This is a genomic window from Dongshaea marina, assembly GCF_003072645.1.
GTDB lineage: Bacteria > Pseudomonadota > Gammaproteobacteria > Enterobacterales > Aeromonadaceae > Dongshaea > Dongshaea marina.
In genome coordinates, this window is record NZ_CP028897.1 from 2,803,744 (window position 1) to 2,816,967 (window position 13,224).

At 46.7% G+C, this 13,224-nt stretch carries 12 protein-coding genes; 6 read left to right on the top strand and 6 right to left on the bottom strand.

All coding sequences use genetic code 11. The features are described 5' to 3' along the window. Nucleotides 1-69: 69 nt before the first annotated feature. The 6 genes from DB847_RS26080 to DB847_RS13235 all read right to left on the bottom strand — a co-directional run bounded on the left by DB847_RS26080 (nucleotide 70) and on the right by DB847_RS13235 (nucleotide 4,426). The gene (locus DB847_RS26080; RefSeq protein ID WP_199911563.1) at nucleotides 70-294 is read right to left on the bottom strand and encodes an acetoacetate decarboxylase family protein; all 225 of its coding nucleotides are present in this window, start codon (nucleotides 292-294) and stop codon (nucleotides 70-72) included. Continuing rightward, nucleotides 249-818 carry an acetoacetate decarboxylase gene (locus DB847_RS13215; RefSeq protein ID WP_199911564.1) on the bottom strand — a complete coding sequence of 190 codons (570 nt, stop codon included), beginning with the start codon at nucleotides 816-818 and terminating at the stop codon, nucleotides 249-251. The genes DB847_RS26080 and DB847_RS13215 overlap by 46 nt, the downstream gene beginning before the upstream one ends. 20 nt (nucleotides 819-838) lie before the next feature. Then, nucleotides 839-1,096, bottom strand: a complete 258-nt coding sequence (locus tag DB847_RS13220) for a hypothetical protein (RefSeq protein ID WP_159084606.1) — start codon at nucleotides 1,094-1,096, stop codon at nucleotides 839-841. Between the two features lie 88 nt (nucleotides 1,097-1,184). Next, complete coding sequence (buk, locus tag DB847_RS13225) at nucleotides 1,185-2,255, bottom strand: butyrate kinase (protein ID WP_108651124.1); 1,071 nt, start codon at nucleotides 2,253-2,255, stop codon at nucleotides 1,185-1,187. 9 nt (nucleotides 2,256-2,264) lie between these two features. Then, nucleotides 2,265-3,164 carry a phosphate acyltransferase gene (locus tag DB847_RS13230; RefSeq protein ID WP_108651125.1) on the bottom strand — a complete coding sequence of 300 codons (900 nt, stop codon included), beginning with the start codon at nucleotides 3,162-3,164 and terminating at the stop codon, nucleotides 2,265-2,267. Between the two features lie 74 nt (nucleotides 3,165-3,238). Next, nucleotides 3,239-4,426, bottom strand: coding sequence for an acetyl-CoA C-acetyltransferase (locus DB847_RS13235; RefSeq protein WP_108651126.1), 1,188 nt, complete (start codon nucleotides 4,424-4,426; stop codon nucleotides 3,239-3,241). 1,606 nt (nucleotides 4,427-6,032) lie between these two features. Between DB847_RS13235 and DB847_RS13245 the strand changes: the two genes are divergently transcribed. The 6 genes from DB847_RS13245 (at nucleotide 6,033) to DB847_RS13270 (ending at nucleotide 13,124) form a co-directional block, all read left to right on the top strand. Beyond that, nucleotides 6,033-6,731 carry a response regulator gene (locus DB847_RS13245; RefSeq protein ID WP_108651128.1) on the top strand — a complete coding sequence of 233 codons (699 nt, stop codon included), beginning with the start codon at nucleotides 6,033-6,035 and terminating at the stop codon, nucleotides 6,729-6,731. A gap of 46 nt (nucleotides 6,732-6,777) precedes the next feature. Then, entirely contained in the window at nucleotides 6,778-8,058 is a 1,281-nt protein-coding gene (locus DB847_RS13250; RefSeq protein WP_108651129.1) for an ATP-binding protein, read from the top strand. 662 nt (nucleotides 8,059-8,720) lie between these two features. Continuing rightward, nucleotides 8,721-9,638 (top strand): IS5 family transposase, encoded by a 918-nt coding sequence (locus tag DB847_RS13255; RefSeq protein WP_108648954.1) that lies wholly within the window; start codon nucleotides 8,721-8,723, stop codon nucleotides 9,636-9,638. Nucleotides 9,639-11,086: 1,448 nt separating this feature from the next. Next, a complete protein-coding gene (locus DB847_RS13265; RefSeq protein WP_108651131.1) occupies nucleotides 11,087-11,785 on the top strand; it encodes a response regulator in 699 nt (232 codons plus the stop codon). After that, nucleotides 11,782-12,462 (top strand): hypothetical protein, encoded by a 681-nt coding sequence (locus DB847_RS24415; RefSeq protein ID WP_159084607.1) that lies wholly within the window; start codon nucleotides 11,782-11,784, stop codon nucleotides 12,460-12,462. The genes DB847_RS13265 and DB847_RS24415 overlap by 4 nt, the downstream gene beginning before the upstream one ends. Continuing rightward, complete coding sequence (locus DB847_RS13270; protein ID WP_159084608.1) at nucleotides 12,459-13,124, top strand: ATP-binding protein; 666 nt, start codon at nucleotides 12,459-12,461, stop codon at nucleotides 13,122-13,124. The genes DB847_RS24415 and DB847_RS13270 overlap by 4 nt, the downstream gene beginning before the upstream one ends. The last annotated feature ends 100 nt before the right edge of the window (nucleotides 13,125-13,224 follow it).

Sequence of the window (13,224 nt, forward strand, 5' to 3'; positions counted from 1 at the left end):
AATTAAATCAACCCCTGCACTCGGTGAATTACAAGGGTTGATTCATCACAATGAAAGAAAGGCTATTAATTATCTATCATGGTTAAGATAATCGATTGCAACCTCTCCATAAGGCAGGGTCAAATCCGCGATAAAGTGAGATGCCGAAACAACTCTTTTAATCGGTAATTCATTCACCGGAGCCATCGCATGGGCATGCAACTCCAGCGCCGCCGGCCCTGTATAAGCCCACTTCACCTGAATATCTGTCATCTGGTAACGAACCAGCTGGCAGATGGCTGGTGTTCCATCCACATGTGGGATCGACTTAACCAGGAAGTTCTGACCCCCAGAGCCTCCTGAACCGCCAGTTTATCCAGCTCTTCAAACTTAAAGCCCATGGTGCCTGTCGCAACCCGGGTTTTGCCATAGTCCAGGGTGCCGAGCAGGGTATCACCGTCTACTTCCAGTTTTGGTGCACCCAGTTTCTTAGGAAAGCCCCAGATCTCGCGGCCCCCGGCGATCGGCGGATGGCAATCCAAAAACATCGAGTGCACATAGGTTCCTGGCTGTCCCTCGAAAGTCACAGGGATCACCTGCCCCGACTCATTAAAATCTCCAAAGCCGCTTGAGTTTGGCATCCGCATAAATTCATACTTAACCAGAGGCTCCGGCGCTTCCAGCCCCGGTGGTAAGATACGGGCCAGTGCATCTGGATCTGTTTCATAGGTAATAATGAAATATTCACGATCCACGAATCGATTCGGCGCAACCGTATAGGCTGGATTTCCCTGCTGTACAGGCATCTCGAATGGATATTTACTCGGCTTAGTTTCCATAATACTTCCTGATGAATCTTTTATTCATAATAATTAGCAATGGCATATGGAGTAATTCCAAACCATGGATAGTTACTGGTTTGGTGAGGTTTTGAAACTCTCTGCGACTCCATGATGGAAAGGGCCTTTTTTCCATCAACAGCATTGACTTGATAGGGAGATACAGTAAAACCCTGGTGTAGCAGACTAATCACAATATCCCCAGCATCATGATCGTCCAGAGACTGTGCCATGGTCACATTATCTTTAACCATAAAAATGTATCTGCTTTCTTTCATGAGCTGAAACATTCCTTCTGTACTCAACAGATTGATCATATAACGAGCCAAAAACCTTACGTTTTTGGCTCCCCAATCTGTTTATATTTTAATAGTCCAGAATTGGTCTTAATCCACGCAGCGCATCATAAGTCCCCTGACACAGTGCCTGCATCTCATCCTCACCCGGATAGATCACTACCTCAGGTGTAATGAACTGTACCCGGCTGGAGATCCAATCGGTGAGAAGGCCTGAGTGGGCAATGCTGCCGGTCAGCAAGATTGCATCCACCTTACCGGACAAGGCAACGGCACAACCACCGATCTCTTTGGCAACCTGGTAGGCCATCGCCTCAAAGATCTGATTTGCCTTTACATCACCTTCCAGCGCACGGCTTTCTACTTCACGCATATCCTTGGTTTCCAGGTAGCTGTAGACTCCGCCTTCACCAATCAGCTTCTTATAAACTTCCTGGTAGCTGTACTTACCGGAGAAGCACATATCGATCAAAGCCAGAGGTGGCACACCACCGGCACGCTCAGGTGAGAAGGGACCATCACCACCCAGAGCAGAGTTCACATCAACAATACGGCCGGCCTTGTGCGCACCAATGCTGATCCCGCTTCCCAGGTGAGCCACAATCAGGTTTAACTCTTCGGTCGACTTGTTCTGCTCTTTGGCATAACGCGTCGCAACAGCTTTCTGATTCAGCGCATGGAAGCTACGAACCCTGGAGATATCAGCCATACCGGAGAATTTTGCAATCTCCTCATACTCATCAACCATGACAGGATCAACGGTGTAGGCGACTTTGTCAGCAGACACCTCTTTGGCCAACTCATCGGCCAGGATCCCGCCCAGATTCGAAGCGTGCTGACCATTCAGACCGACAGAGGCATCCTTGAGATAAGCCTCATTGATCCGATAAACACCGCTCTGAAGGTTTCGCACCATGCCGCCACGGCCGACGAACTGATCGATCTCGTTGAGCTCTAACCCTTCCTCTTTCAGGGCTTCAAGAATCAACTGCTTACGATATGCTTTTTGATCGGCAATCTTCTCAAAAGGAGCCAGTTCATCCATAGAGTGATTGATCGACCTGCAAAATAGCTCCTGTTCATTTTCATAAACTGCGATTTTGGTCGACATGCCACCCGGGTTGATCGCTAAGATTTTCATCATCACCCCTTACTTAGTTTGCGCTACAACGCAAGCCATAGAGTAGAACTTGGTTTCAATTGAGTCAGAGCGTGATGGGAAGTCGATCGGTGCCATGGTTCCCATGATAAAGCTCGCACCTTTAGCGCCACCCAGGAAAGTACAGGACTTATAGAAAGCGTTCGCGGCATTGATATCCGGCAGCAGGATAAGATCTGCATCACCACCCACCGGAGTCTCCATTCCCTTATGCTCAACAGACTCTTTGCTGAATGTCAGGTCAACAGACAAAGGCCCGTCAACAACACAACCTTTAATACCACCACGACGGTTCATCTGAGTCAGGATCGCAGCATCAATGGTCGATGGCATCGCAGTTTTAACCCCTTCAGTCGCAGCCATGACGGATACTTTTGGATTGTCGATTCCCACGCTGTGGAATACTTTGACGCAGTTTTGGATCATCAAAGCCTTGTCATTGACATCCGGCGCGATGTTGATCCCTGAGTCAGTGAAAGCAAACACCTTGTGATAGGTTGGCATCTCGAGAAATGCTGCATGGGAAACCAGGCGCGCATTTTTCAGACCCTTCTCTTTATTCAGAATCGGTCTCAGGTAATCCGGAGTGCTCAGAAGGCCGCGAGTCAGAACGTCCGCTTCACCTTCACGAACCAGCTCAACCGCTTTTTGACACGCTTTGAATGGGACTTTGACATCAATCAGCTGGAAGCTGCGAATATCAAAATCGATCTCATTACAGATTTGCTGAATCTTCTGTTCATCACCCACCAGAATCGGAGTCGCGATCCCCTCTTCAACAATTCTTTTAAGCGCCTGCAGCGTGGTTTTATCTTCGGCGGCAGCGACAGCAATCTTTTTGCCAGTTTTAGCTTTTGCAAGTTCAACGAAAGTTTGGAGCGACTTTAACATCTTCAAATCCTTAACATCAGGCCCGCCAGGCGGGCGATTATTGTCAAAATATGTCTATTAAAACTGCGAAGTGATTACAGCATCTCAACCGTTGCCGCGATGCCCATTCCTCCACCAATACACAGGGTTGCCAGTCCCTTTTTCAGGTCCTGACGCTTCATCTCATGAAGCAGAGAAACAAAGATCCGGGTTCCGGAAGCACCGATTGGGTGTCCCAGTGCAATGGCACCGCCATTGACATTAACCTTCGCCAGATCCCACCCCATTTCGCGGTTGACTGAGATTGCCTGGGCTGCAAATGCTTCATTTGACTCGATCAGATCAAGTTCGTTGATTCCCCACTGCGCCTTATCTAGCACCTTGCGAGATGCCTGAATCGGTCCGGTGCCCATGATTTTCGGATCAACACCTGCCGTCGCGAAACCAGTGAATTTAGCCATGGGTGCAAGGCCAAGCTCTTTGGCTTTCTGAGCAGATGCCAGAATCACCATAGCAGCACCATCATTGACGCCGGATGCGTTGCCCGCCGTAACACTGCCATCTTTTTTGAAACAGGGGCGCAGCTTGGAAAGACCTTCCTGAGTAGTCTCTACACGGGGGAATTCATCCTCATTAAACACAAGCGGTTCTTTGCGTTTTCTTGGAATTTCAACCGGAACAATCTCTGAAGAGAAACGATTGGTCTGCAGTGCTTTGGCAGCCTTCATCTGAGACAGGTAAGCAAACTCATCCTGCTCTTCACGAGAGATCCCATATTTCTCTGCAATATTTTCTGCAGTCTGACCCATGTGATAGTCGTTAAACGCATCCCACAGCCCGTCTTTAATCATGCTGTCCTCAAGAGACCAGTTGCCCATTTTGACACCCGTTCTTGAGTTTGGAGCCAGGTGGGGAGCCAGACTCATATTTTCCTGACCACCGGCAATGACCAGATCCGCATCACCATTTTTAATCGCTTGATAAGCCAGTTGCAGTGACTTAAGTCCGGAGCCACAGACCTTATTAATCGTGAGGGCGCTAACCCGCTCAGGAAGACCCGCTTCAATGGTTGTTTGACGCGCAGGATTTTGCCCACAACCTGCGGTGAGGACCTGACCAAGAATGACTTCATCGACGTCATTTGGATTTATGTTATTTCTTTCTAACAGCGACTTGATTACTGTTGATCCAAGACGAGTGGCGGCAACACCTGACAGGCTTCCACCGAAAGCACCCACAGCGGTTCTTGCTGCATCCAATACTACAACGTCATTATCGCCCACAATATTACTCCTTAGATGAAGGTTATATCTTCTCGCTGGTTTCCAAAGACAAGCACCCCGTATATCTTCCTTAGAAGATACCCAGAAGTTTTTGTCTTATTAATCCGAAATATTAATTAAAAAATGTTCAGGAAATTATCTCTGATATCTCAACTCATCGTTACGCAACTCTTTGCTGTGATGACTGATAGAGTTCATACAGAGACTTTCCCCAAAAGAGGGTGTAAATCCTCTTTTATAATTGACCCTGACATATTTGCTGTTGTCATTATCCATGACAATCGCAAATCTTTTCTGGCTATTGGCGTAGATAACACGGCCAATCTTTTTTCCTGGATTCATTGTGGCACCCTATAAATTCATAATTATCCATAATCATTTTCCATAATATCAGGACAGCATAAGAGAACATCAATCCATTGAGCTAAAATATCAAACATCTGACATTTAATGAATCATGGGTATTGGCTTTAATAAACAGCCCAATCTGACTCTCTGTCACACCTTGTCACATTAGCGATAAGCTTAATAAGCAGTACTCAAGTGTGCATTTAACGAGACACAATATACATAAGTGATTTTTCACATTCCATAATATATTTTTGCTTTTTTATGGTCGTATTTTATCGTTTGTGACGAGAATTATTCTTAAATGAGTATCTTCTACCATTATCTGCCTGATACGACATCATCTATCTTACATATGGGGATAAGCTAACCGAGAATATATCGCAGAAGCGTTTCAACCCGACAGATAAGGCAGAACACTAGGCGAAGCCATAACCTCAAGGGGACTAAGGCTTCTGCTGTCCTTTCCCTGACTGATTGAATCATTAATTTATTTGTGGATGAACATCGCAGCACCTTATCCAAGTTTTCATATAATTAATTTTATGTACACCAGATCCCAAAATGATAGTTCGTGACTACCACCTATTATTTGTGACCGTACATGCTGAATGTTACAGAGTGTTTCCTCAGATGCCTGAATAGAGAATAATTCGGAACACCCAACCAATAACAGTTTATTAACATCCCTCCGAATTAGAAAAGAATATCCTTTATTTCGTACAGGTTTTATTCATATGCCTCCCTGAATTTAAATAAATCACTCCAAATGAGTCTTCGCATTATTTACAACTCTCCCGTCTTGAATCAGCCAACCTGTGTTACATAGCTGGTTCCGCCTCAAGCCAAGATTGCCGATAGCATTATTTTGTGTCACGATTCTCATCTAATTTTCATACTTGACAGATGGCGTACAGAAATAACGCCTTAATGCCGTCAAAGGTATTGCTGGCAGCAGACGTCTGAAGAAGAGACAGAGATAAACCAAAGGATTTTGATGTTCTACAGATAAAATAGGCGCTACACAACCATGTGCGACAGGGCCAGAAGGGAAAAATCAGGAAACCTGTTGAGCTAAACCAGTCACAGCCTTAGCTCAACCAGAGTCATCTATCTTCTCTTGAGTCATCACCACCTCCTCAGTCAACTGCTTTTGATTCGGGAGCACCCTGTTCTGACATGAATAAAATGCTCTATTGAGCCTCCAGTTTAAGGACGACCTAATCTCATTTTTCCGTCTGAATCATAAGGAGTTTTGATGACGACAAAAATTTTGCTCGTTGAAGATGATGCCGACCTCTCGCAGCTCATCACAAGCTATCTGTCTAAGTATGATTATCAGGTGCAGTGTCATACACAGGGAGATACAGTTTCTCAGGCGATCAGGCAGTACAATCCGGATTTGATCCTGTTGGATATCATGCTTCCCGGCCTTGATGGACTAGAGGTGTGCCGCAGCATTCGTCCTGCGTTCGATGGTGCGATTATCATGATGACGGCTTGTGATGAAGATATGGATCAGATCCTTGGATTGGAGCTCGGGGCCGATGATTACCTGGTAAAACCGGTTCAGCCCAGACTCCTGCTTGCAAGGATCCGCGCCCTGTTTCGCCGCCGCCCCGTGACAAAGTCAACCTCGGGTAATCAGGTTCTGTCATTTGGGCCTGTTGAAATAAACCCTGCAAACCGGACCGTCTTCATCAGTGAGACCCCTATCGAAGTTGCCTGTGGTGAGTTTGATCTCCTTCTGATCCTGGCGCGTAACGCAGGTACGATCCTCAGTCGAGATGAGCTGGGACAAGAACTAAGAGGAGCCGGATTTGATGGGCTCGATCGCACCATTGATGCCAGGGTATCACGGCTGCGCCGTAACCTTGGAGCTCATCATGATTGTCCTCTCGAAATAAAAACCGTACGCAACAAGGGATATCTGTTATCTGGAGCAGATATAGGATGAGCTGTGAAACAGATGACTACAAGCTGGTCACCTCCCCCGGCGTATATTGACTCACTTTGGTGCACTGGTCCTCTTTTGTACTCTGCTCCCCCTGCTGATGGGTGGTGCTATCATGTATTACCGTAACCACAGCTCCCCGGATCAGCCTAATACACTGAAAGCTAAAGATATTCCGGTTATCTTTAAACAGTTGAATGATCTACCATCCGCTCACAGACAACAGAAATTGGAGGAACTTCAACGAACCTATAATCTCCCATTTCAGCTGACTAACGGCTCTCACTCTCATTCAACTCAAATCTATCCCAAAGGCAAAGTCGGTGATTGCCCTATTGATAAGCAGGATAGATCCACATTAACCATCACGGATGGTCAGGGAGCAACGCTGAAGGTTGGCCCTCTGATTGAGAAAAAACGCCCAACGCCTCTATGGATGGATAGCCAGATCGATCTGCTCATTATTTGGCTTTTTTCCAGCCTACTGCTCTTTACTATCGCCACCTGTGTGTACCTGCGCTACCATTTTCGCGACCTTCTCAAGCTGAACCACACAACCTCCCGCCTGGCTGGCGGAGAGTTAAACGCAAGGTGTGACAAACTAAAAAGCCCGCTTTTAAATCCTCTCCACGACTCGATTAACCAGATGGCAGGAAAAATTGAGACCATGGTCCAGGGGTGGAAAGCGATGACCAATGCGGCAGCCCATGAGCTTCGGACCCCACTTGCCCGGCTGCAATTTCGTAACTCGATGCTGAGTGAAGAGGACGACCCACAGCTGAGGGCAGAGCTTCAGGAGGGGATCGAACGTAACATTAAAGAGTTGCAGTCGATGATTGATGCCGTTATCCAGTATGGGCGGATCAGTCGCTGTGATATTCCTCTAAGCCGCGAACCAACCCGATTGGCAGAATGGATCGATAAACTTGTCGCTCAATTGTGGGATCTGCCGGATTCACTCACCCTCTCAGTTAAGTGTCGATCACAGAGTGCCTGCCTTGATCGTAAACTGATGTTTGTCGCCCTACAGAATTTATTGGGAAATGCACGAAAGTATGCCCGAAGCCGGATCCTTCTGAAAATCCTGAGTTTCGGCGAGCAGACCCTGTTCATCATTGATGATGATGGTCCTGGCATCCCGAAAAAATACTGGGATAATCTGTTTGATCCCTTCTATCGGCTGGATCGGCACCAGGACTTTACCAAGGGAGGATCGGGACTGGGGCTCAGCTTTGTCAAAATGATCGCTGAGCATCACCGGGGGCAGGTCAGTGTTACAAAGAGTCCACTTGGAGGTGCTCGGTTTATCCTTTCGATTGCCAGCTGCTAACCCCTTCTTTATGGCTAGAGCGTAACATGAGGTCGGGCTAAATAGTTGCTCCTATTACTGCTACATCTGTTGATGTGTGCTAGCAGACTCGCTATGAATCCATCCATGGAAGCTCCACCACATCGGCTATCATCCCTGATAGCCTTTCCCAGTTCGGCATCCATACCTCTCGTTCAATGGCTTAAAACCATTTCACCCCTGACGCAGAGGGTCTGCTCATTCACAATTCAACAGCTGCCTCAGGGACCTACTGTTAGGAACAGTTATTTAGAGCATTTTTGGTTTAATCCGGGTAATTATTCGCGCCCCTCAAGTTCAAGTGCTGCTTTGAGCTTTGTTAAGCTGACCTTCTGCAGCAAGGATGCTGCAGTAGAGCAACATGGATGTGACTTGCGAGTCAGCGATAAAAGTCAAAGCTGCTTTCATGAGATGAACCGGTTTATCCGGAAAACGCTCTAGCAACGAACCCGCATCACGAAACAATCGCTAGTATCAACATCCGTCGTCAATCGTGGACTTTTCACGCTCAGTGATGACAACTTGCCACCATCGCTGATATAGCCTCACGAATTTGACTATTGGTAGGCGTTGTTTCCTAAATCGATGGAACCTTTTGGTTTGAGCAAGATCTGATCTCCCATCGTCATGATGGGAAGCTTCAAATGGGTAAATCCAACGGCAAAATCAAGAACTGGTCTCAATACAATAAAGCATTGGTAAAGCGTGGCTCGATCACCTTCTGGTTGGATGAGAATGCAGTCAAAAACTGGCATTGTCAGGAGCACCATGGCGACAGAGGAAGAGGCTTCACGTTCAGTGATACCGCTATCGAAACCGCGTTGATGCTCAAAGGAGTATTCAGCCTTCCACTGAGGGGGTTGCAAGGATTCCTTGATTCGGTCTTTCAGCTCATGAATGTTCCTCTTAAGTCACCGACTTATAGCTGTATCAGCAAACGAGCGAAGACCGTTGAGATAAAATATCGCCGCCCCAGCCGAGGCCCTGTTGCTCACGTGGTCGTTGATGGGACAGGGCTCAAAATCCACGGTGAGGGAGAGTGGAAAATGCGCAAGCACGGAAAAGAAAAGCGCCGAGTTTGGCGCAAGCTCCACCTGGCTGTTGATGCTCAAACTCATGAAATCATAGCAGCCGAGGTCAGCCTTGATAGTGTTGGAGATAACGAGGTGTTGCCGACCTTATTAAACCCACTACGACGCAAGATACAGCAAGTCTCAGCAGATGGTGCATACGATACAGAGGCTTGCTATGCACTGTTACAGAGAAAGGGTTGTAAACCAACGATTCCTCCCCGCAGTAATGCAGCTTACTGGAAAGGAGATCATCCCAGAAATGAAGCTGTCGAAGCGCTTAAAAATGGGCAGCTTTCACAATGGAAGCATGACAACGACTACCATCAGCGCTCGTTAGCAGAAACAGCAATGTCTCGCTACAAACAGCTCAATTCTCCACAGCTGAGCTTACGTTGTTATAACGGTCAGGTTGGGGAAGCCTTGGCCGGAGTTAAAGCTTTAAACAAAGTGATCGGGCTTGGTATGCCTGTCAGGCAGCAAGCTGCCTGAATGGGTACAAGTCAATTATCAGACTCGGATTTAGGAAACAACGCCCTATTGGTAAATAACCCCCTTTTTCCTAAATCGCTCTCTTTGAGCCATCTATCGGCAGCGTCAACACAGTGAGTATTTATTAATAAACATCAATTCAGATGACGGAATCATTGCTCCTCAAGGAACAGCTCACTATGATGGCTGACTGATTTGAGGCATACCTCCTCCCCGAACGATGGGAGAAAGCCATTGTCTCGGGGGTAGTTCACCCGAACATATCTTTTCTTATCGCGCTCGATGACAATAGCAAATCTCTTTTGGCTATTGGCATAAATAACGCTCCCGCGACTTTCTACATAACTCATTGCTCGCCCTCTGATAACCCATGATTCTCTATAGCCATGTTCCAACACTTGGATAGAGAAAGCTTAGCGCTGCTAACACTTTCCCTTCAGCAGGTGATAAATAGTGGCTATTAAGATAATAAATGACCGTTCCTAAATTTTTCTAGCTCTGGAAAGATACATAATGTGCTTTGATTGTTCCACTGTATATTTTTTCTTTTTTATGATGATTTATGACCTTCTCACATCGATTTCATGTATCACTATAGCATTTGAAAACTTCCTATATCCGCACACCCTAGGGTCAGGTGTCAGTGGTCTACTCAACTTCGAGTTGAGTAGCTGCTATATGGACAAATCCATCATTATTTGATGGTAGGTGACACAGTGTGACTTTTTATATTTTATTGTGATCTCGTTAGCCCATCTCAGGTAAAATCTTTTACCTCCACCCTGAGAGGAGATAAGGCACAACTCCCTCATGGGTATTAGGTTTTCAATCGAATCACTAATTGCAGCACTGAATAGCAATAGTTCAACAGACTTATCCAGCCAGAACGATAAAACTAAGGCAAAAGCCTTAGTTCATCTACAACACAAAGCAGTTATAATGAAGTTGCCGTTATTAATACAGTCCGATCAAATGTTACTCCCAGCCAGCAGCGGAGCCGCATCCCGTGGACAAGTAGCAGGCATCAGGGATGTCACAAACCGATAAATTTAATATCGAAAAATGTATCTACTTTAAAAAACAACAGAATATTGTATATCTTGACTCTGAACCCGCTTTGAACTGCGCCTGTCTGATTGCTCTCAGTTTTATTTTATGACATGATCTTCTCTCAATTGGCGAATAAAAACCATAAAGACAATTTCACATCCTGGTCATGCTTTACTTATTTCATAAAATAATAGCACCTCCAGTGTTTGAGTTTAAACCAGGCATTAGATATAAATTGCAAATCTTATAGTTTCTCTGTTTTTTTAAAAAATTGGCCTTACAGAGCATAATAGTTCACCAATCTCATTATGCTCTGTAACTTATTTTTAAATTTTCACCCAGCTCCATTACTTAACGTGCGTGGGTATTTAGCTCTTAACCAGTATTAAACATCTATGATGACAAAACGAATTTTACTTGTAGAAGACGATTCCGATCTGTCGCAACTCATCACAACCTACCTTGAGAAGTATGGCTATCAGATCCAAGCTCATACTCAGGGAGATACGGTGCAACAAGCGATTAAGGAGTTCAAACCGGATCTGGTGGTGTTGGACATCATGCTTCCCGGTCTTGACGGACTCGAAATCTGTCGGACCATTCGCCCCGGTTATCAGGGAGCGGTGATGATGATGACGGCCTGCAATGAAGATATGGATCAGATCCTGGGGCTTGAGCTCGGCGCCGATGACTATCTGATCAAACCCGTTGAGCCCAGGCTGCTCCTCGCCAGGGTGAGGGCGATGTTTCGACGTCGCGCGGCAGAGCTCCAAACAGCAGACTCTCAGCTCCTTTCATTTGGTAATTTTGAAATTGACCAGGCCAATCGTACCGTATCCATTGCCGAAGAGGCCATTGAGTTAGCGGGGGGTGAATTTGACCTGCTATGGGCTCTGGCACGTCACTCAGGAACTATCCTCAGCCGGGATGAACTGGCTCAAGAGCTCAGAGGTGCAGGATTTGACGGATTAGATCGGACCATAGACGCCAAGGTTTCTCGCTTGCGCCGCCATCTCAATTCCCACCCTAATTGTCAGATCCAAATCAAGACAGTTCGCAATAAGGGATATCTGCTGACCGGGGCAAATGCCGGATGAACACTAACCAGCTAACCCATATTCCTCACAAAGTGCTGTTCCACTTTATCTCTTTGATGTTCCTGTGCACACTGCTCCCAATCTTTCTGGGAGGATTGGTCGAGTATCTGTATCATGACCACTCCTCATACCTCCCCGAATCGTTACGACCCAAAGACATTCCAGGTATCATTCAACAGATCGATCATCTTTTACCTGAGCAGAAAGAGCAAAAGCTGCAACAGCTGAGTAAGCGCTATGGCGTGCCTTTTGAGCTAAAACCGCCTGAGATCTCAAGCCCATCACTATTTCATCGAACCCTGCAGATCGAGGGGATTCCTATGAGTTATGAGGGGCGAACCATACTCTCTATCCCCAACCCCTACGGTGATACCCTGCAGATTGGCCCATTGCCTTTGAAGTTTCCAATAGGAACATCATGGGTCAACAGCAGGATCAAGCTACTCGCTGTCTGGCTACTCTTTTGTGCCCTACTGTTTTCGGTAGTGACCTACCTCTATCTTCGCTCCCACTTTCAGGATCTGCTCAAACTGAACCAAACCTCCAGCAAGCTCGCCGCCGGAGATATGAATGCAAGGTGCTACGGCTTAACCAGCCCCTGCTCAGCCCCCTTCAACACTCAGTCAACCAGCTTGCTTGTAAAATTGAGACCATGGTCCAGGGGTGGAAAGCGATGACCAATGCGGCAGCTCATGAACTGCGGACCCCTTTGGCTCGCCTTCAGTTTCGAAGCTCACTTTTAAGTGAAGAGGAAGATCCCGAGCTCAGAGCCCAGCTTCAGGAGGGGATCGAACGCAACATTAAAGAGCTCCAAGCGATGATTGATGCGGTACTCCAATACGGGAAGATCAGTCGATGTGATATTCCGCTGCATCGCGAGAAAACCCGACTTTCAAGCTGGCTTCATAAAATCGTCACTCAGGAGCGGGAGACCTGCTCCCTCAAGATGACACTCAAGTGTTTTGCCACTGAAGCCTCGGTCGATCGTAAGCTTCTCTATATCGCTTTGCAGAATCTTTTAGGTAATGCCCGTAAATATGCACGTTCCCAGATCTTACTCACCGTCTGCCCAAGTGAAGATAAAACACTGTTTATTGTTGATGATGATGGTCCCGGTGTCCCACAGAAGCACCAGGGAATGCTCTTTGAGCCCTTCTACCGACTTGATCGAACCCAGGATCTCACCAAGGGGGGCTCCGGGCTTGGACTCAGCTTTGTCAAACTAATTGCTGAGCATCACAGGGGACAGGTGAGCGTGATCAAGAGTCCTTTGGGAGGTGCCCGATTTATCCTGACCATTTCAAGCGCGGGCTCGGATACGCTCGGCAATAGCCGATGACAATACGAATAAGCCATTGCAGATCGCAGGGATGAGGGTAGACAAAAACTGTATTTGAAATACCATCAGGGATTGCCTGCAACAGCAATCCCCGGAAAGT